The following is a 25,136-nucleotide window of genomic DNA, read 5'->3' as shown; positions in this document are numbered from 1 at the left end:
TGAGGCGTTCCAGATCCATGGCATTTCTGGCCGTTTTGGTGCTCACCTTCACCGGCCTGATCACGGGCGGTGGCACCGCGAACGCGGCCAACCTGCTCCTCAATCCCGGTTTCGAGGCGGGCTCGACCTCCGGCTGGTCCTGCGCGGCGGGCGCGGCCGTGAGCACACCGGTCCGTTCGGGCGGTTACGCCGTTTCGGTCACGCCCGGCTCGACGATCGGCAAATGCGCACAGACGGTATCCGTCCGGCCGAACACGACCTACGCGGTTTCGGCCTGGGTGAACGGGAACCCGGTGTACCTCGGCGTCACGGGCGGGCCGTCGACCTGGACCGCGGCGACCTCGTACACGCAGCTGTCGCTCTCGTTCACGACGTCGGCCACGCAGACGACGGCCGAGGTGTACGTCCACGGCTGGTACGGGTCGGGCACCTACTACGCGGACGACATCAGCCTCGACGGACCCGGCGGTGGCACCCCCGGCGCGCCGCCGACGCCGGGCAACCCGGCCGTGGGCACGGTGACGAATTCGTCGATCGCGCTCTCGTGGGGCGCTTCGGCGGGGACGGTGACCGGCTATCGCGTGTACGAGGGCGGCACTGTGGTCGCGACGGTGACCGGGACTTCGGCGACGATCTCGGGACTGACGGCCTGTTCGTCGCACAACTACTCGGTGGCCGCGTACAACAGCGCGGGCGAATCGCCGAAGACCACCGAAGCGGGCGCCACGACCTCCGGCTGCGTCGACACCGGCCTGCCGAAGCACGCGCTGATCGGCTACCTGCACGCGAGTTTCGCCAACGGCTCCGGCTACACGCGGATGTCCGACGTCCCGGCGGCGTGGGACATCATCAACCTGGCCTTCGGTGAGCCGACTTCGGTGACCTCGGGCGACATCCGCTTCACGCGGTGCCCGGTCGCGGAATGCCCGACCGTGGAAAGCGACGCGGACTTCATCGCCGCGATCCGCGCGAAGCAGGCGCAGGGCAAGAAGGTGCTGATCTCCATCGGCGGCCAGAACGGTCAGGTCCAGCTGACCACGACCGCGGCGCGCGACGCCTTCGTCAATTCGGTGTCCGCCATCATCGACCGGTACGGGCTGAACGGCCTCGACATCGACTTCGAGGGACACTCGCTGTACCTCAACTCCGGGGACAACGACTTCCGCAACCCGACCACGCCGGTGATCGTCAATCTCATCTCGGCGCTGAAGACGTTGAAAGCCCGCTATGGCGCGGGATTCGTGCTGACGATGGCGCCGGAGACGTTCTTCGTGCAGACCGGATACCAGTACTACGGCGGTCTCGGCGGTGCCGACAACCGGACGGGTTCGTACCTGCCGGTGATCCACGCGATGCGGGACGCGCTGACCGTGCTGCACGTCCAGGACTACAACTCCGGGCCGGTGATGGGCCTGGACAACCAGTACCACTTCATGGGCGGCGCGGATTTCCACATCGCGATGACCGACATGATCAAGGCGGGTTTCACGGTGTCTTCGACCGGATTCCGGTTCCCGGGGCTGCGTGAGGACCAGATCGCGTTCGGCCTGCCCGCCGCGGTGAGCGCGGGCAACGGGCACACCGCGCCGGCGGCGGTGCATTCGGCGCTGAACTGCCTGGTGAAGAACTCCGGGTGCGGGTCGTATTCCCTGCGGGGCGGGGCTTCGCCGGCGTTGCGGGGGCTGATGACGTGGTCGATCAACTGGGACCGGTACTACGGGTGGGAGTTCCAGAACGCCCATGAGCCGTTCCTGAACGCCTTGCCCTGACCGCATTCAGAGGACTAAATGCGTCGGTGGTGAGTACGTGAAGGCCCCCTTCACTGCGCTAGACGCAGTGAAGGGGGCCTTCACGTACTTCAGGGCTTGTGGGCGTCGGCCACGGGGCCGGGGAGGCGTTGCGAAAGCCACTTTCGCAACGCTGAAGGTTGCGAAAGTGGCTTTCGCAACCCTCTCGCGCGGCCGCAAGACCCAGCGAAGCCCCACGCGGGCAAAGGGGCGGGCCCGCACCGTGCAGCATCGGTGCGGGCCCGCGGTTCGAAGGGGACGTCAGAAGCCGGCGGTGATCCGCGTGAAGTCCCAGTCGTTCTGTGCGATACCACTGCAGTTCTCGGCCACCCCGCCGTTCGGGCAGCCCCGGTCCCGGTTGGTCGACCAGAACGCCAGCCTGGCGGTCTTGTTGGTCTTCGACCAGTTCGTGATCCGGGTCCACGTGTCGAGACTCGTGAGTTCCCGCTGGTCCGAGAGACCGTTCATCCCGCTGATGCCCAGGTGGGCGTACGCCGTGGCGTCGTTCCACCCGAAGGTCGACTTCAGCTTGTCCCGCAGACCGTTCGCGGCGTTGATCGTGTTGCCGTACATGTCCGCGCCGCCATTGAAGTCGAACGGCATGATCGTGTAGACGTCGATCCCGGCGTTCAGCGCCTTCGACTGGTCGATGAGCCGCTGGCCCCAGAAGTTCGGGCCGGTGGTCGTCGTGCCGAAGGTGAGAATCGTCTGGATACCGGGGTTGTTCGCCTTCACGATCTTCAGCGCGTTCAGCACGCGGTCCTGCACGACCGCGTTCTCGAACTCGTCGGTGTTCTCGATGTCGATGTCGATCGCCTTGAGACCGTAGGCGTCGATCACCTTCTGGTAGGCGCCGGCGAGCGCTTCCGGCGTCGAGCAGTTCGGGCCGAGCTTGTTGCCGCTCCACCCGCCGAAGGACGGCACGATCTGCCCGCCCGCGGCCTTGATCTGCGCGATCGCGTTCGCGTCGACACCGCCCTGCAGCGGACGGCTGCCGTCCCAAGCCGGGTTGCAGCCACCGGACGACAGGATGAACGCCATCGTGAACCACTTGATCCCGGTCGCGTTCATGACCGTCTGGGGGTTCGGCGGGCTGCCCCAGCCCATGTACAGATACGGCGCGCCACGGCCGCCGGGCAGCGGCGGGTTGCTCGTGGTCGTCGTCGGGGACGATGTGGTCGTCGTGCTGGTGGGGATGGTCGGCGTCGTGGTCGTGCCGCCGCCCGGATCGCACGAACCACCGTTGATCTTGCAGTTCGCCGGGGCGACGTAGCCCCCGGAATACTTGACGTTGAACCCGAAACTGGTGCTGCCACCGTTGGAAAGGTTGCCGTTCCAGGTGTTCTTCACCGTCACGTGCTGTCCGGAGACCGAGTAGCTGCCGTCCCACAGCGAAGCGATCGAGTGCCCCGCGGGGAGGTCGAATTCGACCGTCCAGGCGGGAAGGCTCGAACCCGAGTTGTTGCTGATCGTGTACTTGCCTTCCCAGCCCGAGCCCCAATCGGAGCCTTTGCTGAAGGCGGCGCCGACGCCGCCGGCCGCGGAGGCCGGCGCGATCACGAGGACCGCGCCGGCCGTTGCGGCAGCGGCGGACAGGCCGATGGCCTGGATCCAAGTCCGCTTAGCCACTGTCAACCTCTCAGTTCAGGCCGTTTCGCATGGCCGTGACGAGCTCACCGTTGGAGGTGTCACCACTGAGTTCCCAGAAGAACGCGCCGCCGAGACCCTGGTTCTTGGTCCAGCCCATCTTTCCGTTGATGGTCGCGGGAGTGTCGTAGCTCCACCAGTTGTTGCCGCACTTCGCGTACGCGGTGCCCGCGATCGTGCCGGTCGACGGGCAGCTGTTCTTGAGGATCTTGTAGTCCTCGATGCCCGCCTCGTACGTGCCCGGTGCCGCACCGGTCGCGGTGCCGCCCGGGGCGTCCTGGGTGACGCCGGTCCAGCCTCGGCCGTAGAAACCGATACCCAGCAACAGTTTGCTCGCTGGGACACCCTTGGCCTTGAGCTTCTGGATGGCGTCGTCGGAGGTGAAGCCCTGCTGCGGGATGCCGGGGTAGGACGTCAGCGGCGAGTGCGGGGCCGTCGGGCCCTGCGCCGCCCAAGCGCCGAAGAAGTCGTACGTCATGACGTTGTACCAGTCGAAGTACGCCGACGCGGGGCCGTAGTCGGCGGCGTCGATCTTGCCGCCGCTGCTGGCGTCCGCGGTGATCGCGGCGGTGACCAGGAACGAGGAGCCGAACTTGGTGCGCAGCGCCTGTGCCACGTTCTTGATCGCGGCGGGGCCGCTGGTGTCACAGGTGAGACCGCAGGCGTTCGGGTATTCCCAGTCGATGTCGATGCCGTCGAAGACGTCGGCCCAGCGCGGGTCCTTGATCAGCTTGTAGCAGGATTCCGCGAAGGCGGCCGGGTTCTTCGACGCCTGGCCGAAGCCGCCGGACCAGGTCCAGCCACCGAACGACCACAGCACCTTCAGGCCCGGGTACATCTTCTTGAGCTTGCGCAGCTGGTTGAAGTTACCGCGTAGCGAACCGGCGTCCCACGAGTCCGCGACACCGTCCACACTGGACGCGGCGTCGTAGAACTTGTCGTAGTCGGCGTAGGTGTCGTCGTTCGCGGTGCAGGAACCGTTGGTGACGTTGCCGAACGCGTAGTTGATATGCGTCAGCTTGGCCGCGGAACCGGAAGTGTGAATGTTCTTCACGTGGTAATTACGGCCGTAGACGCCCCACTGCACGAAGTAGCCGAGGTTCTTCTTCGCGCCCGGGTTCGGGTTCGAAGTCGTGGTGGTCGGCGGGTTGCTCGTGCTGGTCGACGTCGGGGGATTGGACGTCGTGGTGGTCGGCGTCGTGGTCGGGTTGCCGCCGCCCGGGTCGCAGGAGCCGCCGTTGATCTTGCAGTTGGCGGGCGCGGTGTAGGCGCCGGAGTACTTGACGTTGAAGCCGAAGCTGGTGGACGCGCCGTTGGAAAGGTTGCCGTTCCAGGTGTTCTTGACGGTCACGTGCTGGCCGGAGACGGTGTAGCTGCCGTCCCACAGCGAAGCGATCGAGTGGCCCGCCGCGAGGTCGAACTCGAGGGTCCAGGAGGTCAGGCTCGATCCCGAGTTGTTGGTGATCGTGTACTTGCCTTCCCAGCCGGACCCCCAGTCCGAACCCTTGGTCAGGGTGGCTCCGACCCCGCCCGCCGCGTTCGCGGGCACGGTCACCAGACCGACGGCCAGCGCCGCGACGGCCGTGAACAGGCCGACCAGATGCCATCTTTTTCTCGACATTTCACTCCTTACAACCCGGTGCCGGGAAATGATCTTGGAGATGATTTCGTCAAAGGGAAATCGGCGACATCGCGTTGCCTCGGCCGAAACCGGGCAGGCGGGGATGAGTCTTCATCGACCACCTCCATGCGGAACGCTTTGTTGCGGGAGACGGTACGTGGTCTGGACCAATATGGGAAGCATCACTACGTAGAGTGGTGATTTTCCTGCGAACGGCCTAATACGTTCGACAGCGTTAATCGTTCACTGGTTCACCGCCGGTCAGCGGCGGAATTCGTCCATTTCGCCGAGCCGGGCGATATTCGCGGATTCGTCGGGGTCGGGCACGACACCGGAAAGGAACACGTCGGTGATTTCGACGGCCACGTCGGGGGCGAGCCGTTTGAGGCTCAGTGCCAGCACGTTCGCGTCGTTCCACTTGCGCGCGCCCGCGGCGATCCAGGTGTCCCAGGCCAGCGCCGCGCGGACCCCGGGCACCTTGTTGGCCGCGATGGCCGTGCCCGTCCCGGTCCAGCACATCACCACGCCGAAATCGGCCTCGCCGTCCGCGACCGCCCGGCCCACCGCCGCACCGAGTTCGGGCCAGAGGTCCGACGCCGCCGGGCGGAGCACCTCGTGGCCGGCCTCGGCGAGATAGGCCTGGACGGCGTCCGTGGTGGCGTTCCGGTCGTCGGCGGCGAAGGCGATCCTCATGTCCGGATCGTAACGCCGCGTCGACGGGTGACGAACCGGAAGTCATGGGAGGATCGCGCCGTGGACTCGTCTGCGGAGGAGCACCAGGTCCAGCGTGACCAGGAGATCGCACGGACCCGGATTCTCGAAACCGCCGCCCGCCTGATCGGCGAGGCAGGTTTCGCCCGGCTGAAGATCGGCATGATCTGCGCCAGGACCGGCTATCCCAGCGGCGTCGTCTACCAGTTGTTCGGCTCGAAGGAGACGCTGGTGCAGCGGCTCGTCGAGTTCGCCGCGGAGAAGTTCGCCGACGTCTTCAGCGCCGCCGTCGCCACGCGGACGGGCGGGCTGACGCCGAGCCCGATGGACATGCTGCGTGCCCTGCTGGACATCTTCTTCGAGCTGCTCACCGACATGCCGCCGCTGAACCGGGCGTTCGTGGTGCTCTGGACGGACGCGACCGTCGGCGATCCGGCGGTGCGGTCGGCGATGACCGAGGCCGATCGGCGCTACCGGTTCGCCATCGCGCAGACCGTCGCCGCCGGACTCGCGGACGGGTCCATCACCGGCGTCCGCGACCCGGACGCGTACGCGGCGGCGCTGGTGGGGCAGCTGCGGGGGATCGCCGTGGCCTCGATCATCGACCCCGGCGGAATCGATCTACGCGCTGTTCGCGCGGAGATGGAATACGCCGTGGACCGCCTCGCCTAAACGGTTTTGGCCAGCTCGGCCGCGCCGAAGGACACGTTGAACCGGTCGCACCAGATCGTCACGCTCGAATAGCGCGCCAGATCGGTGCCCGCCGGCAGCGTGTAGTTCTGGCTTCCCTTGTTGCCCTTGAGTTTCCCGGCGCTCACGTACGCACCGTCGTCGAACACGGACCAGCCTGCCTTGCCGGGGATCACCGGCGCGTCGGTGAGCCAGACCCGCAGATCCGGGCCGTTGCTCGTGTCGAGGTTCTCGAGGCGCAGCACCAGGGATCCGTCGGCCGCGCGCAGGATCCGGACGTCGCCGGTGGTCGCGTGCTCGTGGCTGATCAGCGCGCCGGTCGCCACGACCGTGGGCTCTTTCGGGGCGGGCGTGGCACTTCCGGTGGCTTGGGTGGTGGGCTGGGCCGTCGTTTCGGCGACGGGTAAGGCCTCTTGAACCGTTTCGTTCACCCAGAGCTTCCAGGGCTGGAACCAGTAGAGGCCGGCGGCCACCGCCACCACCAGTCCGGCCGCCACGACGGCGAGCACCCGCTTGCGTTTCATGCCTACATTGAACCCCGCGCGGGGCCCGAAGCGCGGTTACCGAACTCTTACGGGTCACGTCTGGGTTTCGGTGGCTTGACCGGGTTCACGCCGCTTGACACGATTGCCGATCTGAAAAGGGCATATCGGACGGAGGCCCGCGATGGGTTCGGCGATGTTTTCCATCCTCCTGCCGGTAGCGCTGGCGCTCGTCATGTTCGGGCTGGGGCTGACCCTGACCGTCGGCGACTTCACGCGCGTGCTGAAGTACCCGAAGGCCGCGGTCATCGCGCTGGTGTGCCAGATGATCGTGCTGCCCGTGATCTGCGTCGGCCTCATCGTCCTCTTCGGTCTCGAAGGCGTCCTCGCGGTCGGCATGATGCTGCTCGTCGCGTCGCCCGGCGGGACCTCGGCGAACCTCTTCAGCCACCTCGCCGGCGGCGACGTCGCCCTCAACGTCACACTGACGGCGATCAACTCGGTGCTCGCCGTGTTCACCCTGCCACTGGTGGTGAGCCTGGCGATGGCCGAATTCCTCGACGGCGGCGCCTCGGTCGGGCTCCAGCCCGCGAAGTTCGTGCAGGTCTTCGCGATCGTGCTGATCCCGGTCGTGCTCGGCATGATCGTGCGGAGCCGGTTCACCGGCTGGGCCGAGCGGATGCGCAAACCGGTCAAGATCGGCTCCGCCGTGGTGCTCGTGCTGGTGATCGCGGCCGCGATCGCGCAGGAGTTCCGGACGCTGGTGGACAACATCGGCACGCTCGGGCCGGTGGCGCTGGCGCTTTCCGTGCTCAGCCTCGCGATCGGGTACTACGTGCCGCGGCTGTTCCGGGTGGACTGCGGGCAGGCGATCGCTTCCGCCATGGAGATCGGTGTCCACAATGCCACCCTCGCCATCGCCGTGGCGTATTCCGTGCTCGGCGACAAGGCGATGGCCGTGCCCGCCGGGGTCTACGGCGTGCTCATGTTCTTCCCCGCCGGGATCGCGGCTTTCCTGTTGTCCCGCAGCAGGGAGAGCGCGCCGGTCTGAGCTAGTTTGGGGGCGTGGCTCGTTCTCCCATCGGTGACATCCTCGACGTGAACGGTGTCGCCGTCCATGTGCGTCAGGACGGCGCCGGGCCGCCGGTGGTGCTGCTGCACGGGTATTGCGGGTCGGTGCACTGGTTCGACCGGCTCACCCTCGGGCTGTCCGCGGCGCATCACGTGATCCGGGTGGATCTGCTGGGGCACGGATGCACCGGTGGTTCGTCCGGGCTCGACGCGGCGTCGCAGGCGCACATGGTGGCCGGTGTCCTCGATGCGCTGGGCGTCGAGGATGTCTTGGTCGCCGGTCACTCCTTCGGGGCGGATGTCGCCTTGGCGCTGGCCGAGATCTCGCCGCGAGTGGGTTCGGTCGTGGTGATCGGGCAGGCGCCGGATTACAGCTACGCGTCCTTTCCGCCGGGGAGTCCGGTTCTGCTGCCGATGGTCAGCGCGCTCGTGCGGCTCGTGGCTCACCGGCGGTGGGTCCGATACGTTTCCCGGTTCCGCCGCACGGGCTGGTTCGGCGATCCCTTGCAGGACCTGGCCGATCACGCGGTCACCGCGCCCGCGATGGCGCGCGTGGTACTCGTGGACCGCGCGCGACTGCTCGCATTTCGTCCTCTGGATGCGCAAGTGGCGGCCCTGGGCTTGCCGTGCCTGGTGATTCTCGGCCGCCGGGACCGTTTTTACGACTGTGACAAGACTTCCGTGCGGTATTCGGCGGCCGGGGCGCGGGTGGAGGTCGTGGAGGGTGCCGGGCACTCGCCGTTCTTGGAACGGCCGGGTGAGGTCGTCCGGTTGCTTCGGGAGTTCAGGGGGTCGTGAGTGGCGTTTCGGGTTAGAACCCGAAACGCCACTCACGACCAGCGCGCCCCAAGACCGGCTTGCCTTTTACGCGCTTGCGTCCCCGATCGCCTTGTCCAGCACCTCAAGCCCCTCCGCCAGTTCGTCTTCGGTGGCCGTCAGCGGGGGAGCGATCCGGAAGACCCCGCCCATCCCCGGCAACTGCACGATGTTCATGTGCAGCCCCAGTTCGAGGCAGCGTCGCGTGACCAGCGCGCCCAGTTCGTCGGAGCTGCGTTTCGTGGCCCGGTCCGCGACGAGTTCCACGCCGACCAGCAGCCCCCGTCCCCGGATGTCGCCGACGACGGGATGACGGGCGGCGATGTCGTCGAGGCCGCGGCGGAGGAAGGCGCCCAGGTCAGTGGCGCGTTCGTCGAGCCGGTCGCGGGTGAGGACGTCGAGCACGGTGTTCCCGACGGCCGCCACCAGCGGGTCCGCGACGTGCGTGGTGAAGAACAGATAGCCGCGGTCGTGCGCTTCCTGCTCGATTTCCGCGCTCGTGATCACCGCCGCCAGCGGGAGACCGGCACCCAGCGTCTTGGACAGCGTGAGGATGTCGGGGACGATGCCGTCGCGTTCGAAGGCGTACCAGTTTCCCGTGCGGCACAAGCCGGTCTGCGCCTCGTCGAGGATCAGCAACATCCCGCGCTCACGGCATTTCTCTCGCAGGGCGGCGAAATACCCCACCGGCGGCTCGATGATCCCGCCCGAGCTGAGGATCGGCTCGACGATGCACGCCGCGAGACTGCCGACGGACTGGGCGTCGATCATCTCGAACCCGAAGTCCAGCTGGCGTTTCCAGTCCAGTTCCCCGTCCGGGCCGACGAAATCCGGCCGATACGAGTTCGGCGCGGGAATGGCGAAGTTGCCGGGCGCGGTCGGGCCGTAGCCCTTGCGGCCCGCGCTGTAGGTCGCGTTCGCCGCCGCTTGCGTCATGCCGTGCCACGACCGGGCGAACGACACGATCTCGTGCTTCCCGGTCACCAGTTTCGCCATCCGGATCGCGGCCTCGTTCGACTCCGCGCCGGTGGTCAGCAGCAGCGCCTTCTCCAGCGGCGACGGCAGGGTCTCCGCCAGCCGTCGCGCGAGGTCGACGACGGGGCGGCTCAGCATCCCGCTGAACAGATGGTCCAGCGAGCCGATCTGCCGCCGCACGGTCTCGACGATCTCCGGATGCGAATGCCCGAGGATCGCGCTCATCTGCCCGGAGGTGAAGTCGAGGATCCGCCGCCCGGACTCGGTGAACAGGTAGCTCCCGGCGGCGTGGTCGATGATCTCGCGGGTGAAATCGCCGGCCCCGGCGTAGCGCACGAGGTGCCGGTCGGCGTCGGCCCAGAAACGGTCGGCGGTGGACAGGTCGGTGAGGGGAGCAGCCATGTTCCGACGGTAAGCCGGTGCCGAGCGACACGTCCAGCTCACGATTCCGGCTGTGCTGTTCGGCTGATCCGTACAACAATGGGTGCCATGCTCAACCCGTGGAGGCTCAGCCTGCTGAGCAGGCTCGACACGCTCGGCACCGTCCGCGCGGTCGCGAAGGCGGCCAACCTGAGCGCGTCGAGCGTGTCCCAGCAGCTCGCGGTCCTGGAGGCCGAGACGCGTACGCAACTGCTGGAACGCACCGGCCGCCGTGTCCGGCTGACTCCGGCAGGACGCATGCTGGCGCGCCGAGCGCGAGCGATCCTCGACCACATGGACACCGTCGAGGCTGAGTTGCGCGGCCTCGGCGAGGGGCCCGCAGGGCACGTCCGCCTCGGCGCCTTCCAGAGCGCGATCCACACCATCGCCGTCCCCGCGGTGAACCGGCTGGCCCGGTCGCATCCGAGCCTCCAGATCGAACTGCTCGAACTCGAACCGCACGTCAGCATGCCCGCGCTCCGGGTCGGCGACGCCGACGTCATCATCACGACCACGGATTTCGTCGAGCAGCCGCTCGGGCCGGACATCGACCTGGTACCACTCGCGACCGACCCGATCGTGCTCGTCGTCCCGCCCGGTCATCCGGCCGCGGGCCGGGGTCCCGCCGACCTCGCGGCCTACGCGAGCGAGCCCTGGGCGTTCGACATCCCACAGTCGTACATGGCGAACCTCGCCACCCGGCTCTGCCGTGAAGCCGGTTTCGAGCCGCGCGTGATCGCCCGGTTCAGCAACTACATGATGACCTTGCAGCACGTCGAGGCCGGGCTTTCGATCGCGCTCCTGCCCGGCCTCGCCGTCGACAAGCGCTACCGCGTCGCCACCCGCGAGCTCGCGACGCCGGTCGATCGCTCCATCACCGCGGCGATCAGGCGCGGGTCCGCGCCTCGCGCCGCGGTCGACCTGGTTCTCGAGGCGATCCGGAGCCATCCGGAACTGCCGCTGTGAACCCGTGCCGTCGCGCCACCAGCACCACGGCCAACGTCGGCACGAGCAGCACCAGGACACTCCAGGGGAACGACTCGGCACCGAAACCGTCGAGGAGGACGCCACCGGCGATCCCGCCGCCCGCCATCGCCGCGTTCCACAGGGTGACCAGCATGGCCTGTGCGATGTCCGCCGCACCGCCCTTGTCGCCCGCCCGCGCGGCGGCGGTCTGCAGCAGTGTCGGCACACCGCCCCAGCCGAGCCCCCACAGCGTCGCCGCGACGTAGACCAGAGCCGGATTTTCGCCCAGTAGAGCCAAAATGGTCGCCCCGAGCGCTACGAGCACGGTGCCCGCGACGGTCAATGCCCGCAGCCGCCGGTCGATGTGGACGCCGACGAGCCAGATGCCTGCCATCGAAGCCAGCCCGAACACCAGCAGGAACCGATCGACCGAGCCGCCCATCGACACGTGTTCGAGGAAGGTGGCGATGTAGGTGTAGAGGATGTTGTGCGCCAGCACGAACGTCAGCGTCACGAACAGCACCGCGGCGACGCCGGGCACGGTTAGGGTCTTGCGCACCGGGAGCCTGCCGCTCTTGTCCTGCCCGGGGAAATCGGGGACACCCACCGCGATCCAGCCCAGCACGCCGAGCGCGAGCACCGACATCAGGGAGAACGTCACCTGCCAGCCGAAGACGCCGCCCAGGAACGTGCCGGCGGGGATGCCGAGCGAGAGCGCGAGCGGGATACCGGTCATCACGATGGCGATCGCCTTGCCCCGCACCGGCTCCGGCGCCAGCCGCCGGGCGTAACCGGCCAGCAGCGCCCACACGACGCCCGCCGCGATCCCGGCGACGAACCGCGCGCCGAGGGTCAGGGGATAGTTCGTGGACAGCGCCGTGACCGTGTTGGCGACGGCGAACCCGGCCACTCCGGCCAGGAGCAAGCGTTTGCGCCGCCAGCCCGCGGTCGCGGCGGAGAGCGGGATGGCGGTCAGTGCGGTGCCGATCGCGTACACCGTCACCAGCTGCCCGGTCGCGGCTTCACCGACGCCGAGCCCGGCGCTCATCGCGGGCAGCACACCGGCGGGCAGTGCCTCGGTCAGGACGGTGACGAACGCCGCCGTGGTCAGCGCGAGCAGCGCGCCGAGCGGGAGTTTCGAAGTCATGGTCCGTATGCTCGAACCATCACATAGATGTGAAGGTCAAGTCGGCCGGGGTGAGGTGGCGCACATGCGGATCGGGGAGCTGGCGGAGCGGACGGGGACGTCGCGCCGTCTGCTGCGGTACTACGAAGAGCAGGGTCTCATCGTCTCGGAGCGGCTGGCCAACGGCTACCGCGACTACGCCGAACCTTCGGTCGACCGGGTCATCCAGGTCCGCGGCCTGCTCGACGCCGGCCTGCCGACCAGGATCATCAAGCAGATCCTGCCGTGCCTGGACAAACCCCGGCAGATCTACTTCCCGGACGCGACCGCGGAGATGCTCGAAACCCTGGAGGCCGAGCGGGACCGGATGACCCGGCGGGCCGAATGCCTGCTCCGCAACCGGGACGCCATCACCGAATATCTCGACGCGGTCCGCGCCTACGATCCCGCTTCCTGAGCCGGAAGGGACTTTCCTCGCATCGGTCTTGACAGGTCGAGAAAGCGCTTTCAGGATGTGGGCAGGAAAGCGCTTTCAAAGGAGAACGGATGACCACGCGGAAACTCGGCGTCGTGATGAACGGCGTCACCGGGCGGATGGGCTATCGGCAGCACCTGGTGCGCTCGGTCCTGGCGATCAGGGAGGCCGGCGGGGTCGAGCTGGCCGACGGTTCGCGGGTCCAGCTGGAGCCGGTCCTGGTGGGGCGCAACGCGGACAAGCTCGAAGAGATCGCCACCCGGCACGGGCTGACCCGCTGGACCACCGACCTCGACGCCGCGCTCGGCGACGAAGACCTCCCGCTCTACTTCGACGCGCAGCTGACCGCGGTCCGCGAGAAGTCGATCGTCCGCGCCATCGACGCGGGCAAGCACATCTACACCGAGAAGCCGGTGGCCGAGTCGGTCGAAGGCGCGCTCGCGCTGGCGAAGCACGCCGAGGCGGCCGGGGTCAAGAACGGCGTCGTCCACGACAAGCTGTACCTGCCCGGTCTGCTCAAGCTGAAGCGACTGATCGACAGCGGATTCTTCGGCCGGATCCTCTCCGTGCGCGGCGAGTTCGGTTACTGGGTCTTCGAGGGCGACTGGCAGGCGGCGCAGCGTCCCAGCTGGAACTACCGCGCCGAAGACGGCGGCGGCATCGTGGTCGACATGTTCTGCCACTGGAACTACGTGCTGGAGAACCTCTTCGGCGCCGTCAACGCCGTGACCGCGAAGGCCGTCACCCACATCCCGGAGCGCGTCGACGAGAAGGGCGACCGGTACGCGGCCACGGCCGACGACTCCGCGTACGCGATCTTCGAGCTCGACGGCGGGGTCGTCGCCCAGCTCAACTCGTCCTGGTGCGTGCGGGTGCACCGCGACGAACTGGTGGAGTTCCAGGTCGACGGCACCAAGGGCAGCGCGGTCGCCGGTCTGCACAAATGCGTCATCCAGCCGAGGGAGGCCACGCCGAAGCCGGTGTGGAACCCGGACCTCGCGGAGACCCGGTCCTATCGGTCGCAGTGGCAGGAAGTGCCGGACAACGAGGACTTCGGCAACGGTTTCCGCGCCCAGTGGGAGCAGTTCATCCGCCACGTCGTGGACGACGCACCGCACCCCTACGACTTCATGGCCGGGGTGCGCGGCATCAGGCTCGCGGAAGCCGGCCTCGAGTCCTCACGCGAGGGCCGCCGGATCCCGCTGGCCTAGCGGCCGAAGACCGCGCCCGGGTCTTCCGCGATCAGCACCGAGATCTCCCGGATCTTGCGGTTCGTGTGCTGTGACGCCTCGGTGAGCCAGCGGAAGGCTTCCTCGGCGTTCAGCTCCAGACGTGCCATCACGATTCCCTTCGCGGTGGCGATGGCGTCCCTGGTCTCCAGCGCGGCGACCAGGGTCTCCGCCTGCCGTTCGGCGGCGGCCCAGCGTGACGCGGTCAGGATGATCGCCGAGATCGCCGAGGTGAACATCGCGACCAGGGCCGCCTCCACCGGATCGAAGGCGTTCTCCTGGAAGCTCCAGATGTTGAGCGCGCCGGACAGCGGCTCGGTCTCACGCCGCTTGAAGTGGGACTCGTCCGGGACGAACAACGGGCAGGACAGCGAGGTCCGCACGCCGAGCAGGTCGGCGGTGGTGGTGAAGTCCGGCCAGCGGGCGGCCGCGTCGGCGTCCAGCAGGGTCCGGACGATCGTCCCGCTTTCGGCGGCTTTCAGGCAGGGGCCCTCGTCCGCGCTGTACTGCGCCTTGTCCAGGGGGAGCAGGGACTCGTCGGTGGAAGCGACGGTGCTCGGTTCGCCGTCGGAGTACAGCGTCACCGTGGCCGCGTCCGCTCCGGGGAGCAGGCCGACCACCTTCTTCGCCACCCGTTCCAGCAACTCGTCGCGGGGCTCGTCGAGCCGCATCGACTCCGTGAGTTCCCGCAACGCCGAAGCGGTGTCGCGAAACTGATCCATCGTGGCCCTTTCCCTCGGACGGCGGATTTCGCCGTCCATCAAGAACGTACTCGTTCCGGCTAGCCGGGTATTGGCCGATTCGGGCTAACCCCGGGCCGGTAGCCCGCCGGTTCGGTGGTCATCAGGCCTTCGCCGTGGGTGAGCCCGGGCAGGTGCTGCTCGAACCGGGCGACCTCGCCGAGCGGAAGCAGGCCCGTCAGCTCGGCCCGGTCACCGCGCACCACCGAGCCGGTGACGGTCCCGCCGCCTTCGACCAGCCGGGAAAGCGTCGCGGTCACGGAGCCGGCCGGCAGTTCCACCTCGATCCGGCTGACCGGTTCGAGCACCTCGGTGCCCGCGTCCCGCAGCGCCTCTTCCAGTACGAACGGGGTGACCTTGCGGAAATCGCCCGCCGCGCTGACAGGGCTGAAGTAACCGGTATGGGTGACGGTCACGACGCAGTCGATCACCTCCCTGCCGGACCGGCCCCGCCGCAGTGTCGCGTCGACGGTCTCCTCGATGGCCTTGTGGAAGGCGAGCGGGAGGGAACCGAGTTCGACGTCGAGGCCGAAGGTCAGGCCCGATCCGGGGGCGCCGGGGCCTACCCGGAGCCCGACCGTGGCGAAGTGCGGATTCCGCTTCTCCGTGATGAGCCACACCGAATGCCCCGTGCCGATCGGCCGCTCGACGCAGACTGGCCGGGTGAGGCTGAAGCCGACGTCGAGGCCGTGCTCGATGGCGAGTGTCTCCGCGATGATCTCCTTCTGCACTTCGCCGTAGAGCCGCACCGAGATCCGGCGGGTCTCGTCGTCCTGCCGGACGGTGATCAGCGGATCCTGCTCCGCCAGTTCCTGCAGAGCGGTGAACACCGCCGCCGTCTCGGCGGGTCCGGCCGGGATGACCACGGTTTCCAAGGCGGGCGGCGGGAACTGCGTGGACGCGCGCTCGTCATCGGGGACACCGACGAGGTCGCCGATCCGGATCTCCTTGAGCCCGGTGACCTTGGCGATCTGCCCGGCCCTCGCGCGGCCCTCGACGGTCTCGTCGCCGAGTTCGAAGACGCGCACCGCGCTCACCTTCGCCTCCGCGGTGAACGTCCCGCCAGGGCGGTGGAACGGGACGTGGTCCCGTGCGCCGAGCTCGCCGGAGAACACGCGGACATAAGCGATCTTCTCGTGCGCGCGGCCGCGTTCGATCTTGAACACCGCGGCGCGCAACCTGTCGTCGGGCGCGGGTTTCCCCGCTCCTGCAAGGAATTCGCGGATGCCCGAAGTCAGCTCGGCGATTCCTTCGCCGCTGCGCGCGGAACCGAAGTAGACAGGGGAGACGACGCCGAGCCGGGTCTGGCGGACGATCTCGTCCTGGTAGTCCTGGGCCGTCAATGTGTCTTCGAGATACGCGGTGAGGAAGGCGTCGCTGTGCTCGGCGAGCTGCTCGGCCTGCCTGGACGACGGCGAGAGCGGCCGCACCTTCGCGCTCGCCGTACCGATGCCGTCGACTTCGGACATCGGCACGCAGGCGACGCCGAGGCGTTCGGCGAGATCGCCGAGGAGGCCGTTGTCGCGGGCGCCCGCCCGGTCGATCTTGTTGACGAAGATCAGCACGGGGATCCGCAGCCGTTTGAGCGCGCGCATGAGCACCCGGGTCTGTGCCTGCACACCCTCGACGGCGGACACGACGAGGACGACACCGTCGAGCACACGCAGCGCGCGTTCGACCTCGGCGATGAAGTCCGGATGGCCGGGGGTGTCGATCAGGTTGACGCGCAGGTCGCCGACGCGGAAGGCCACGACGGCCGAGCGGATGGTGATGCCGCGACGGCGTTCCAGGTCCATCGTGTCGGTGCGGGTGTCCCCGGCGTCGACGCGGCCGAGGGTGCCGATGGCACCGGTGTGATGGAGCAGGCGCTCCGTCAGGCTCGTCTTACCGGCGTCGACATGGGCGAGGATTCCGAGGTTCAGGTACTCCATGGATGAACGGCTCCAGGGCTGTCGAAAGGTCCATACGGCTCGGGGACTCGACAGCTCGGCGCACGCCGTTCTCCTTCTTTCCGGGAAAGCACCTGGTCGGGCCGGACGTTAGCAGCGGGTTTCCGGCCGGTCACGCGATTTTGCCCCGGCCGTTGACTTGCGGCGTCCCATGGGCTGTAATTCTTGAACATTTCAGCGCAAGAACATGACAAGAGTCAGGAAGATTCCGCTCAGTCCCCTCCCGGAACAGAGGAATGTCATGAGAACGAAGCGCCCACTGATGCGCGCGGTGACCTTTGTCGCCTTGTCCATGCTGTTGGCTCCACCCGCCATGGCCGCGAGCGAAGCCCCAACGGCTCTCGCGACTCCTGCCGCCGCCGAAGCGGCCGACGCGACGTACACCGCCAGCAGCCAGCTGCCCGGTTACGCCGTTTCGAACGTCGGCGACGGGAGCCAGGCCACCTACTGGGAAAGCACGAACAACCAGTTCCCGCAATGGATCCAGGCCGACCTCGGCGCGGCCACGAATATCGCCCGGCTCGTGCTGAAACTGCCTTCCGGCTGGGAAGCCCGCACGCAGAAGTTCTCGGTGCAGGGCAGTGGGAACGGCGCGAGCTTCAGCGATCTCGTCCCGTCGGCGGGCCACCGGTTCGACCCGGCGACGGGTAACACCGTCACCCTCGACGTCACCGGGAACACCCGGTTCGTACGGCTGAACATCACCGCGAACACCGGCTGGCCCGCGGCCCAGCTCTCGGAGTTCGCGGTGCACGGTCCGGCGGGCGGTGACACGCAACCGCCGTCCGCGCCCGGCAACCTCGCCTACACCGAGCCGTCGAGCGGCAAGATCCGGCTGACGTGGTCGGCTTCGACCGACAACACCGGCGTCGCGGGGTACGACGTCTACGCCAACGGGCAGCCGCGCGGCAGTGTCGCCGGAGACGTCCTGACCTACACCGACGATCAGCCGGAGAGTGCGACGGTCGCGTATTCCGTGCGGGCCCGCGACGCGGCGGGCAACCAGTCGCCGAGCAGCGGCACGGTGACCAGGACGGGAACGCGCGCCGGGACGAACCTCGCGCTGGGCAAGCCGATCACGGCGTCTTCGGTGCAGCATTCCTACGTCGCGGCCAACGCCAACGACGACTCCGTGACCACCTATTGGGAGGGCGCGGCGTATCCGAACCTGCTGTCCGTGGCGCTCGGGTCCAACGCCGACCTCGACCGTGTCGTGGTCAAGCTCAATCCGGACCCCGCGTGGGCACAGCGCACGCAGACGATCGCGGTCGAAGGACGTGACCAGGGCGCGGCCGCGTTCACCACGCTGGTGCCCGCGCAGACGTACACCTTCACCCCGTCGAGCGGCAACGCCGTGACGATCCCGGTGAGTGGCCGCGCCGCCGACGTCCGGCTGCGGATCACCGCCAACTCCGGTGCACCCGGCGGCCAGGCCGCGGAGTTCCAGGTCTTCGGTGTCCCCGCCCCGAATCCCGACCTCACGGTGTCGGGTGTTTCGTGGTCGCCGGAGAACCCGGTGGAGACCGACTCGATCACGGTGTCGGCGACCGTCCGGAACGCCGGGACCGCGGCGTCGGGCGCGACGAACGTGAACCTCTACCTCGGCACGGCGAAGGTCGGCACGGCACCGGTCGGCGCGCTCGCCGCGGGAGCGTCGGCGACGGTCTCGGCGGATATCGGCCCCCGGGAAGCGGGCAGTCACCAGATCACCGCGAAGGTCGACGAGGCCAACGCCGTCGTCGAACAGGACGAGGCCAACAACTCCTACACCGGTGCGACGGCGCTCGTCGTCAGCCCGGTCCAGAGCTCCGATCTCGTCGCGGCCACCGCCTGGTCGCCGAACAACCCGACGCCGGGTAGCACCGTGACCTTCTCCGCGACGGTGCGCAACCAAGGCACGGTCGCCTCGGCGGGCGGGGCCCACGGCGTGACGGTGACGATCACCGACCAGAACGGCGCCGTCGTCAAGACGCTCAGTGGCTCGTACTCCGGCGCGATCGCCGCCGGGGCCACCGCGCCGCCGGTGACCATCGGCACCTGGACCGCCGGGAACGGGCGGTACACGGTCAAGACCGTCGTCGCGAACGACGCCAACGAGTTGCCCGCGAAGCAGGGCAACAACACGAGCACGCAAGCGCTGTTCGTCGGCCGGGGCGCGAACATGCCCTACGACATGTACGAAGCCGAAGACGGCGTGGTCGCCGGCGGCGCGTCGGTGATCGGCCCGAACCGGAAGATCGGCGATCTCGCGGGGGAGGCGTCGGGCCGCAAGGCGGTGACGCTGAACTCGACCGGGGCGTCCGTCGAATTCACCACCCGTGCGGCCACGAACACCCTGGTGACCCGGTTCTCGATGCCGGACGCCGCGGGTGGCGGCGGCCAGAACTCGACGCTGAACGTCTACGTCGACGGCACGTTCCTGAAGGCCATCGACCTGACTTCGCGCCACGCCTGGCTTTACGGCCCCGAAGCCTCTCCGCAGAACTCGCCGGGAGCCGGTCCCGCGCGGCACATCTACGACGAGGCCAGCATGATGCTCGGCACGACCGTGCCCGCCGGGCACAAGATCAAGCTGCAGAAGGACGCGGGCAACGGCTTGAACTACGCGATCGACTTCGTGAACTTCGAGCTGGCAACGGCGGCCGCGAACCCCGACCCGGCGCGCTACGCCGTCCCGGCCGGGTTCACCCAGCAGGATGTGCAGGCCGCGCTGGACAAGGTCCGCCAGGATCCGAACCTCACCGGCGTCTTCCTGCCGCCGGGGCAGTACCCGATGACGAGCAAGGTCACCGTGTACGGCAAGCCGATCACGGTGGTCGGCGCCGGGCCGTGGTTCACGAGGTTCACCGCGCCCGCCGGGCAGGAGAACACCGACATCGGGTTCGACGCGCAGGCGAGCGCCAGTGGTTCGACGTTCCGCGGATTCGCCGTGTTCGGGAACTACACGTCCCGGATCGACGGGCCCGGCAAGGTCTTCAACTTCACGAACGTCACGAACATGACGATCGACGACATCTGGGTGGAGCACCAGATGTGCTTGCTGTGGGCGACCAATGTGGACAACACGACGGTGAAGAACTCGCGGATCCGCGACATGTTCGCCGACGGGCTCAACTTCACCAACGGCAGCACGGGGAACCGGGTCACCAACAACGAGGCCCGCTCCACCGGTGACGACAGTTTCGCGCTGTTCGCCGCCACGGACCTCAACGCGGGCAACCAGTACGACAACGTGTTCGAGAACCTGACCGTGCTGCTTCCTTGGCGTGCGGCCGGGCTGGCGGTGTACGGCGGGTACGGCAACACCTTCCGGAACCTGTACATCGCGGACACGTTGACGTACTCGGGGATCACGATCAGTTCGCTCGACTTCGGCTATCCGTTCCTCGGGTTCGGCCCGCAGCCGACGACCGTCCAGAACGTCTCACTGGTCCGCACCGGTGGTCATTTCTGGGGGCAGCAGACGTTCCCCGCTATCTGGATGTTCTCCGCCTCCAAGGAGTTCCGGGGTATCCGGGTGTCCGATGTGGACATCCAGAGCCCGACATACAGCGGCATCATGTTCCAGACCAAGTACACCGGGAACCGTCCGGAGAACCCGGTCGAGGACACGGTGCTGACGAACGTGTCGATCACCGGCGCGCACCGCAGCGGTGACGAGTTCGACGCGAAGTCGGGGATCGGGATCTGGGTCAACGAGCTGCCGGAACCGGGTCAGGGCCCGGCCGTCGGCTCGGCGACGTTCACCGGGCTCACCCTGAGCGACAACGCCGAAGACATCCGGAACACGACGAGCACGTTCACCATCAACCGCGACTGAGCGCGTGACGCCCGCCGGGAAGCAGGTTCCCCGGCGGGCGGCCCGGGTATGCGGGTGCTGCCCGATACTCGAAGAGAGAGGACATGCCGTGCCTGACGCCGGGTATGACGCGGTGATCGTCGGCGCCGGACCCGCCGGGTTGAGCGCCGCGCTGGTGCTCGGCCGGTCGCGGCGCAGCGCGCTGGTGATCGACGGCGGCGCGGGCCGGAATTCGGCGGCCGCGGGGGTGCACGGGCTCTTGGCCTGCGACGGGATGAGCCCGGACGCGTTACGGGCCGCCGGGCGCGAGCAACTGACGGAGTACCCGGAGGTCCACCTGCGTGAGGGCCGGGTGCGAGGCGTGGAGGGCGAATGCGGCGGGTTCACCGTCGAGTTCGAGGACGGTGATCCGGTGAACGCGCGCCGGATCGTGCTGGCCACCGGGGTGATCGAGGAGCTGCCAGGAATCGCAGGGCTGGCCGAGCGCTGGGGGAAGAGCGTGCTCGGCTGCCCGTACTGCCACGCCTGGGAATTCCGGGATCGGCCCTTGGCCGTCCTGGCCACCGAGGGACGGCAGGACGCGGTGTTCGCCGCCCAGCTGACCCGATGGAGCCGGGACGTCACCTTGTGCGCCAACGGTTTCCCGTTGTCCGCCGAGGACGACGCGCTCCTGCGCGAACGCGCTGTCCGCGTGCGCCGGGAGCCGGTGCGCGCTGTGGAAGGACCCGACGACGAGGTCGAACGGGTCACCTTCCGCGAAGGCGGCCCGGTGGACTGCGCGGCCGTGTTCCTGCACGCCACCACGCGGCAGGCCGACCCGCTGGCCGGGAAGCTGGGCTGCGTGCTCCAGGACGACGGCACCGTGCGGATCGACGATGTCGGATTCACCGGCGTACCGGGGGTATACGCCGCGGGTGACCTGGCGCGGCGGGAGTCGTGCCCGCCGGGAATGACGTTCGTGGTGACCGCGGCCGCCATGGGTTTCGTGACGGCCACCGCGGTGGATCGCGCACTGTTCGAGGAAGAGCTGGACTGAAGAGCGGAATCCGTGCTTCACTCCTTGGCATGCCGTACCGACGGACCCCGAAGACGCAGGCCAGGCTGGACTCGCAGCGCGGCGAGATCCTGGCCGCGGCCATCGCGCTGCTGGCCGAGACCGGCTACGCGGGCTGCTCCATGGCCGCGGTCGCGACCCGGGCGGGCGTGGGCACCGGCAGCGTGTACCGGCAGTTCCCGTCCAAGGCCGACCTCGTCGTCGAGGTCTTCCGCGAGGTCGTCTCGAGGGAGGTCGACGCCGTCGAGGCCGCCGCTTCCCAAGGCGACGTCCGCGAGCGGGTGGTCGCCGTGATCGAGACGTTCGCCGGGCGGGCGTTGAAGGCGCCGAGGCTGGCGTACGCGTTGCTGGCCGAGCCGGTCGACGCCGTGGTGGAGGCCGAACGGCTGGTCTTCCGCCGCGCGTTCCGCGAGGTCATCGCCAGGAACATCGCCGACGGGGTGAGAAGAGGGCTGCTGCCTTCGCAGGACGCGGAAGCGACCGCCGCGGCGCTGGTCGGCGCGGGCGCGGAAATGCTGGTCGGCCCGCTGGCAGGCGAGAGCGGGCCGGACACCATCCCGCATCTGGTCACCTTCACCCTTCGCGCGCTGGGAGGCTCCGATGGTGTTTGAGACGCTCACGTATCGCGTCCAAGACCGGAAGGCCTACCTGACCCTGAACCGCCCCGAGCGGCTCAACGCGATCAACGACGTCATGCCCGGCGAGATCCGGCAGGCCGTGGAACTGGCCAACGAGGACGACGCCGTCCGCGTGATCGTGGTGCGCGGCGAAGGCCGCTCGTTCTGTGCCGGCTACGACCTCAAACAGTTCGCCGAGGGAGACGCGGAAGGCCGCTGGAACCAGGGCCCGGTCTGGGATCCGATCAAGGACTACCGGGTGATGAAACGCAACACCGACGACTTCTTCACCCTGTGGCGGTCGCTGAAACCCACCATCTGCCAGGTGCAAGGACACGCGATCGCCGGCGGCAGCGACATCGCGCTTTCGTGCGACGTGCTGATCATGGCGACCGACGCGCGCCTCGGCTATCCACCCGCCCGGGTCTGGGGTTGCCCGACGACCGCGATGTGGGTCTACCGCGCCGGTGCCCAGCGCGCGAAGCGGATGCTGCTCACCGGCGACACCATCGACGGCGCCACCGCGGCGGAATGGGGGCTCGCGCTCGAGGCGGTGGAACCCGAACGGCTCGAAGCCGCCGTCGAGGAACTGGCCGACCGGATGGCGGGCGTGCCGACGAACCAGCTGGTGATGCAGAAGCTGATGATCAACCAGGCCTACGACAACATGGGCCTTTCCGGCACCCAGACACTCGCCACGCTTTTCGACGGCATCACCCGGCACAGCCCGGAAGGCCGCTGGTTCCGCGAATTCGCCGAACGCGATGGTTTCCACGAGGCGGTGGCCTACCGCGATTCCGGGCAGGTCATCCCGGACGGCGGCGGACCGCTGCCGGAGCACACGGATCCGAGGAGGTCGTCTTGACCGCGAACACCGAAAGCGAACGGGTCGCCGAGCGTCTGCAGCGCTCCTCCGCGCGACACTCCTACGACCCGGACGTCGACGTCGACTGGCAGGCGCCGTTGGTCGACGGCGCGTACGGCAAGGCGCCGGAGCGCTGTTCCTTGTACGGCACCGCTTTGTGGGAGCGGCTCGACGACGGGCAGCGTGCCGAGCTGAGCCGTCAGGAGGCCGCGGCCGCCGCCGCGTCCGGCATCTGGTTCGAGCTGATCCTCATGCAGGGGCTCGTGCGTCACGTCTACAACAGCGACCCGACGACCCACAACGCGCAGTACGCGCTCACCGAGATCGCCGACGAATGCCGTCACAGCACCATGTTCGCCCGCTCGATCGAGAAGAGCGGCGGTGTCGTCCGGCGGCCGAGCCGCACGGCTCACCGCTCGGGCAAGATCTTCGGCGCGATCTGCGGTCCGGCGTTGCTGTTCGCCGGCGCCATCTACGTCGAAGAACTCGCCGACGGCATGCAACGCGAGATGATGCGCGACGACAGCCTGCAGCCGATGATCCGGATGATCTCCCGTATCCATGTGATCGAAGAGGCGCGCCACATCAGCTTCGCCAAGGACGAACTGGGCCGGGCCTGGGCCCGTCACGGCCGCGTCGGCCGCGAACTGATCCGATGGGCGATCGCCGGGATGGCCTACGTCGCGACGTCGGAGTTGTTGCATCCCAAGGCATACACCTCCGTCGGCCTCGACCCGCGCGAAGCCCGCCAGATCGCCACCGCGAACCCGCACTGGCGCCGGACCAAGGCGGCGTGGGCGGCCAAGGCCGTCGACTATTTCACCGAGATCGGCCTCATCGGCGGCCCGAGCCGCCGCCTCTGGCGCCGCGCCGGCGTCCTCGACTGAACAGGGAAGGCACTCCATGTCCAAGCTCCTCGGCCTCGGCATCGCCGCGACCGGTCTCGCCCACTTCGCCGCTCCGGCCGCCTTCGAGCCCGTGACGAAGATGGCGTTCGCCGACGACATCCGTAACTGGACCTACCGCAACGGCGCCACCGAACTCGTCATCGGCCTGGCGATCGCGGCCCGTCCGACCCGGAAGGCCGGGGTCGCCGGGCTGGCCGTCTACGCCGGATGGCTGGGGAAGCGGGTCCTCACCCGGCGCTGATACCGGGGTAGGGGTCCGCTACCCCGGCGATACCCGGGTAGCGGGACCAAGACGGTTCCGCCGGGCGATGTGCCGCGGCCTCGGACCGGAGATCGTTCTCCCCATGGTTCGGATCAACGCCCCGCGCGTCAACGCGACGGTGCTCGCCGTCGGCTTCGCGGTCACCGTCCTCGTCGCGATCGCACTGATCCGGTGGCTTTCGGGCACGCCGCTCGGCGTCGACTCGGCCGTCTACCGGGCCGGCGGATCCGCGGTGCTCCACGGGGAGCCGCTGTACGACCACCTGACCGCGCTGCCCGGCTGGGTGCCGGAACTGCCGTTCACCTATCCGCCGTTCGCCGCGTTGCTCTTCGTCCCGCTGACCGCCCTGCCGTCGCAAGGGTGCTGGGGGCTGCTGGCGATCGCGGCGGCGCCCTCGCTCCATGTCGCGCTCCGGCCGTTCACCGAACGCGCGTACCTCCCGCTCCTGTTGCTCGGAGCGTTCGCCCTGCAACCGGTTTGGCAGACGATCGGACTCGGCCAGGTCAACCTCCTCCTGATGGCCGTCGTGGTCGCGGATGTGCTGCTGCTGCGCGAATCGCGGTTCCGCGGGATCGGGATCGGGCTCGCGGCGGCGGTCAAACTGATCCCGCTGATCTTCATCGTCCACCTCGTGCTCGTCCGGCGGTTCGCCGACGCGGCCCGTGCCCTGGCGGCCTTCCTCGGTGCGACGACGCTCGCGTTCGTGGTGCTGCCTAAGGATTCCGTGCGCTACTGGACGTCCGCGATCTTCAACGGCCACTTCGCGGAGATGAAAGGCTGGGTGGGAAACCAGTCGTGGCAAGGATTCGTCGCCAGGACGCTGCCGGAGGGCCGCGTCGCGACAGTGCTGATCGGCTGCTTCGGCGTCCTCTGCGCGGTGGTGATGATCTGGCTCGTCCGGCGTCTTCACCGCGCGGGCGACGACC

21 protein-coding genes and 1 pseudogene are annotated in these 25,136 nt (G+C 68.5%); 14 read left to right on the top strand and 8 right to left on the bottom strand.

The genetic code is table 11. The features are described 5' to 3' along the window. Positions 1–17 precede the first annotated feature (17 nt). Positions 18–1,769 (top strand): chitinase, encoded by a 1,752-nt coding sequence (locus AVR91_RS20850; protein WP_455577839.1) that lies wholly within the window; start codon positions 18–20, stop codon positions 1,767–1,769. Between the two features lie 279 nt (positions 1,770–2,048). Here AVR91_RS20850 and AVR91_RS20845 read toward each other — a convergent pair whose 3' ends face one another. From AVR91_RS20845 to AVR91_RS20835, 3 genes are all read right to left on the bottom strand, one after another. Next, positions 2,049–3,389 carry a cellulose binding domain-containing protein gene (locus tag AVR91_RS20845; protein WP_394329960.1) on the bottom strand — a complete coding sequence of 447 codons (1,341 nt, stop codon included), beginning with the start codon at positions 3,387–3,389 and terminating at the stop codon, positions 2,049–2,051. Between the two features lie 37 nt (positions 3,390–3,426). Further along, a complete protein-coding gene (locus AVR91_RS20840) occupies positions 3,427–5,055 on the bottom strand; it encodes a glycosyl hydrolase family 18 protein (protein ID WP_063273722.1) in 1,629 nt (542 codons plus the stop codon). Between the two features lie 261 nt (positions 5,056–5,316). Then, positions 5,317–5,748 (bottom strand): RpiB/LacA/LacB family sugar-phosphate isomerase, encoded by a 432-nt coding sequence (locus tag AVR91_RS20835; protein WP_063273721.1) that lies wholly within the window; start codon positions 5,746–5,748, stop codon positions 5,317–5,319. A 60-nt stretch (positions 5,749–5,808) separates the two neighbouring features. Here AVR91_RS20835 and AVR91_RS20830 point away from each other — a divergent pair, with 60 nt between their 5' ends. Then, positions 5,809–6,438 carry a TetR/AcrR family transcriptional regulator gene (locus tag AVR91_RS20830; protein ID WP_063273720.1) on the top strand — a complete coding sequence of 210 codons (630 nt, stop codon included), beginning with the start codon at positions 5,809–5,811 and terminating at the stop codon, positions 6,436–6,438. Here the strand turns inward: AVR91_RS20830 and AVR91_RS20825 are convergent. Then, a complete protein-coding gene (locus tag AVR91_RS20825; RefSeq protein WP_063273719.1) occupies positions 6,435–6,980 on the bottom strand; it encodes a DM13 domain-containing protein in 546 nt (181 codons plus the stop codon). The genes AVR91_RS20830 and AVR91_RS20825 overlap by 4 nt on opposite strands. Positions 6,981–7,134: 154 nt before the next feature. Here AVR91_RS20825 and AVR91_RS20820 point away from each other — a divergent pair, with 154 nt between their 5' ends. Together AVR91_RS20820 and AVR91_RS20815 are read left to right on the top strand one after the other, a co-directional pair. Then, positions 7,135–7,989 (top strand): bile acid:sodium symporter family protein, encoded by an 855-nt coding sequence (locus tag AVR91_RS20820; protein ID WP_267284123.1) that lies wholly within the window; start codon positions 7,135–7,137, stop codon positions 7,987–7,989. Between the two features lie 14 nt (positions 7,990–8,003). Beyond that, entirely contained in the window at positions 8,004–8,807 is an 804-nt protein-coding gene (locus AVR91_RS20815; RefSeq protein ID WP_063273717.1) for an alpha/beta fold hydrolase, read from the top strand. 66 nt (positions 8,808–8,873) lie between these two features. On the opposite strand, the gene AVR91_RS20810 is transcribed toward AVR91_RS20815, so the two are convergent. Then, on the bottom strand, positions 8,874–10,202 hold the full coding sequence (locus AVR91_RS20810; protein ID WP_063274410.1) for an aspartate aminotransferase family protein: 1,329 nt from the start codon (positions 10,200–10,202) through the stop codon (positions 8,874–8,876). Positions 10,203–10,289: 87 nt separating this feature from the next. On the opposite strand from AVR91_RS20810, the gene AVR91_RS20805 reads away from it, so the two are divergent. Next, on the top strand, positions 10,290–11,186 hold the full coding sequence (locus tag AVR91_RS20805) for a LysR family transcriptional regulator (protein ID WP_063274459.1): 897 nt from the start codon (positions 10,290–10,292) through the stop codon (positions 11,184–11,186). Here the strand turns inward: AVR91_RS20805 and AVR91_RS20800 are convergent. After that, positions 11,107–12,333, bottom strand: coding sequence for an MFS transporter (locus tag AVR91_RS20800; protein WP_063274411.1), 1,227 nt, complete (start codon positions 12,331–12,333; stop codon positions 11,107–11,109). The two genes, AVR91_RS20805 and AVR91_RS20800, sit on opposite strands and share 80 nt — an antisense overlap. A gap of 64 nt (positions 12,334–12,397) precedes the next feature. On the opposite strand from AVR91_RS20800, the gene AVR91_RS20795 reads away from it, so the two are divergent. Together AVR91_RS20795 and AVR91_RS20790 are read left to right on the top strand one after the other, a co-directional pair. Beyond that, the gene (locus AVR91_RS20795; RefSeq protein WP_016336707.1) at positions 12,398–12,769 is read left to right on the top strand and encodes a MerR family transcriptional regulator; all 372 of its coding nucleotides are present in this window, start codon (positions 12,398–12,400) and stop codon (positions 12,767–12,769) included. A gap of 89 nt (positions 12,770–12,858) precedes the next feature. Continuing rightward, the gene (locus tag AVR91_RS20790; protein WP_063274412.1) at positions 12,859–13,998 is read left to right on the top strand and encodes a Gfo/Idh/MocA family protein; all 1,140 of its coding nucleotides are present in this window, start codon (positions 12,859–12,861) and stop codon (positions 13,996–13,998) included. Here the strand turns inward: AVR91_RS20790 and AVR91_RS20785 are convergent. Beyond that, entirely contained in the window at positions 13,995–14,738 is a 744-nt protein-coding gene (locus AVR91_RS20785) for a GAF and ANTAR domain-containing protein (protein ID WP_063274460.1), read from the bottom strand. The two genes, AVR91_RS20790 and AVR91_RS20785, sit on opposite strands and share 4 nt — an antisense overlap. A gap of 59 nt (positions 14,739–14,797) precedes the next feature. Further along, a complete protein-coding gene (locus tag AVR91_RS20780; RefSeq protein ID WP_063274413.1) occupies positions 14,798–16,687 on the bottom strand; it encodes an elongation factor G in 1,890 nt (629 codons plus the stop codon). 259 nt (positions 16,688–16,946) lie between these two features. Here AVR91_RS20780 and AVR91_RS20775 point away from each other — a divergent pair, with 259 nt between their 5' ends. From AVR91_RS20775 to AVR91_RS42465, 7 genes and pseudogenes are all read left to right on the top strand, one after another. Then, complete coding sequence (locus AVR91_RS20775) at positions 16,947–20,525, top strand: CARDB domain-containing protein (protein ID WP_063274414.1); 3,579 nt, start codon at positions 16,947–16,949, stop codon at positions 20,523–20,525. An 88-nt stretch (positions 20,526–20,613) separates the two neighbouring features. Further along, the gene (locus tag AVR91_RS20770; protein WP_063274415.1) at positions 20,614–21,540 is read left to right on the top strand and encodes an NAD(P)/FAD-dependent oxidoreductase; all 927 of its coding nucleotides are present in this window, start codon (positions 20,614–20,616) and stop codon (positions 21,538–21,540) included. A gap of 29 nt (positions 21,541–21,569) precedes the next feature. Then, complete coding sequence (locus AVR91_RS20765; protein WP_016336701.1) at positions 21,570–22,169, top strand: TetR/AcrR family transcriptional regulator; 600 nt, start codon at positions 21,570–21,572, stop codon at positions 22,167–22,169. Further along, a complete protein-coding gene (locus AVR91_RS20760) occupies positions 22,159–23,040 on the top strand; it encodes a crotonase/enoyl-CoA hydratase family protein (protein WP_063274416.1) in 882 nt (293 codons plus the stop codon). The genes AVR91_RS20765 and AVR91_RS20760 overlap by 11 nt, the downstream gene beginning before the upstream one ends. Next, entirely contained in the window at positions 23,037–23,927 is an 891-nt protein-coding gene (locus tag AVR91_RS20755; RefSeq protein ID WP_063274417.1) for an AurF N-oxygenase family protein, read from the top strand. The genes AVR91_RS20760 and AVR91_RS20755 overlap by 4 nt, the downstream gene beginning before the upstream one ends. A gap of 16 nt (positions 23,928–23,943) precedes the next feature. Then, a complete protein-coding gene (locus tag AVR91_RS20750) occupies positions 23,944–24,189 on the top strand; it encodes a hypothetical protein (protein WP_063274418.1) in 246 nt (81 codons plus the stop codon). Between the two features lie 67 nt (positions 24,190–24,256). Next, a pseudogene (locus AVR91_RS42465) lies at positions 24,257–25,123 on the top strand (glycosyltransferase 87 family protein); the annotation flags it as partial. Positions 25,124–25,136 lie beyond the last annotated feature (13 nt).

The sequence above is a fragment of the Amycolatopsis keratiniphila subsp. keratiniphila genome (assembly GCF_001620365.2).
Lineage (GTDB): Bacteria > Actinomycetota > Actinomycetes > Mycobacteriales > Pseudonocardiaceae > Amycolatopsis > Amycolatopsis keratiniphila.
The sequence above is the reverse complement of the archived record's forward strand: the minus strand, read 5'-3'. Positions and strand labels throughout refer to the sequence as shown.

Bases quoted from the DNA above. Each gene is read 5' to 3' on its own strand.
- AVR91_RS20850 (WP_455577839.1), top strand. From the start codon at position 18: ATGGCATTTCTGGCCGTTTTGGTGCTCACCTTCACCGGCCTGATCACG.
- AVR91_RS20840 (WP_063273722.1), bottom strand. From the start codon at position 5,055: ATGTCGAGAAAAAGATGGCATCTGGTCGGCCTGTTCACGGCCGTCGCG.
- AVR91_RS20835 (WP_063273721.1), bottom strand. From the start codon at position 5,748: ATGAGGATCGCCTTCGCCGCCGACGACCGGAACGCCACCACGGACGCC.
- AVR91_RS20825 (WP_063273719.1), bottom strand. From the start codon at position 6,980: ATGAAACGCAAGCGGGTGCTCGCCGTCGTGGCGGCCGGACTGGTGGTG.
- AVR91_RS20820 (WP_267284123.1), top strand. From the start codon at position 7,135: ATGTTTTCCATCCTCCTGCCGGTAGCGCTGGCGCTCGTCATGTTCGGG.
- AVR91_RS20810 (WP_063274410.1), bottom strand. From the start codon at position 10,202: ATGGCTGCTCCCCTCACCGACCTGTCCACCGCCGACCGTTTCTGGGCC.
- AVR91_RS20805 (WP_063274459.1), top strand. From the start codon at position 10,290: ATGCTCAACCCGTGGAGGCTCAGCCTGCTGAGCAGGCTCGACACGCTC.
- AVR91_RS20800 (WP_063274411.1), bottom strand. From the start codon at position 12,333: ATGACTTCGAAACTCCCGCTCGGCGCGCTGCTCGCGCTGACCACGGCG.
- AVR91_RS20795 (WP_016336707.1), top strand. From the start codon at position 12,398: ATGCGGATCGGGGAGCTGGCGGAGCGGACGGGGACGTCGCGCCGTCTG.
- AVR91_RS20790 (WP_063274412.1), top strand. From the start codon at position 12,859: ATGACCACGCGGAAACTCGGCGTCGTGATGAACGGCGTCACCGGGCGG.
- AVR91_RS20785 (WP_063274460.1), bottom strand. From the start codon at position 14,738: ATGGATCAGTTTCGCGACACCGCTTCGGCGTTGCGGGAACTCACGGAG.
- AVR91_RS20780 (WP_063274413.1), bottom strand. From the start codon at position 16,687: ATGGAGTACCTGAACCTCGGAATCCTCGCCCATGTCGACGCCGGTAAG.
- AVR91_RS20775 (WP_063274414.1), top strand. From the start codon at position 16,947: ATGAGAACGAAGCGCCCACTGATGCGCGCGGTGACCTTTGTCGCCTTG.
- AVR91_RS20765 (WP_016336701.1), top strand. From the start codon at position 21,570: ATGCCGTACCGACGGACCCCGAAGACGCAGGCCAGGCTGGACTCGCAG.
- AVR91_RS20760 (WP_063274416.1), top strand. From the start codon at position 22,159: ATGGTGTTTGAGACGCTCACGTATCGCGTCCAAGACCGGAAGGCCTAC.
- AVR91_RS20750 (WP_063274418.1), top strand. From the start codon at position 23,944: ATGTCCAAGCTCCTCGGCCTCGGCATCGCCGCGACCGGTCTCGCCCAC.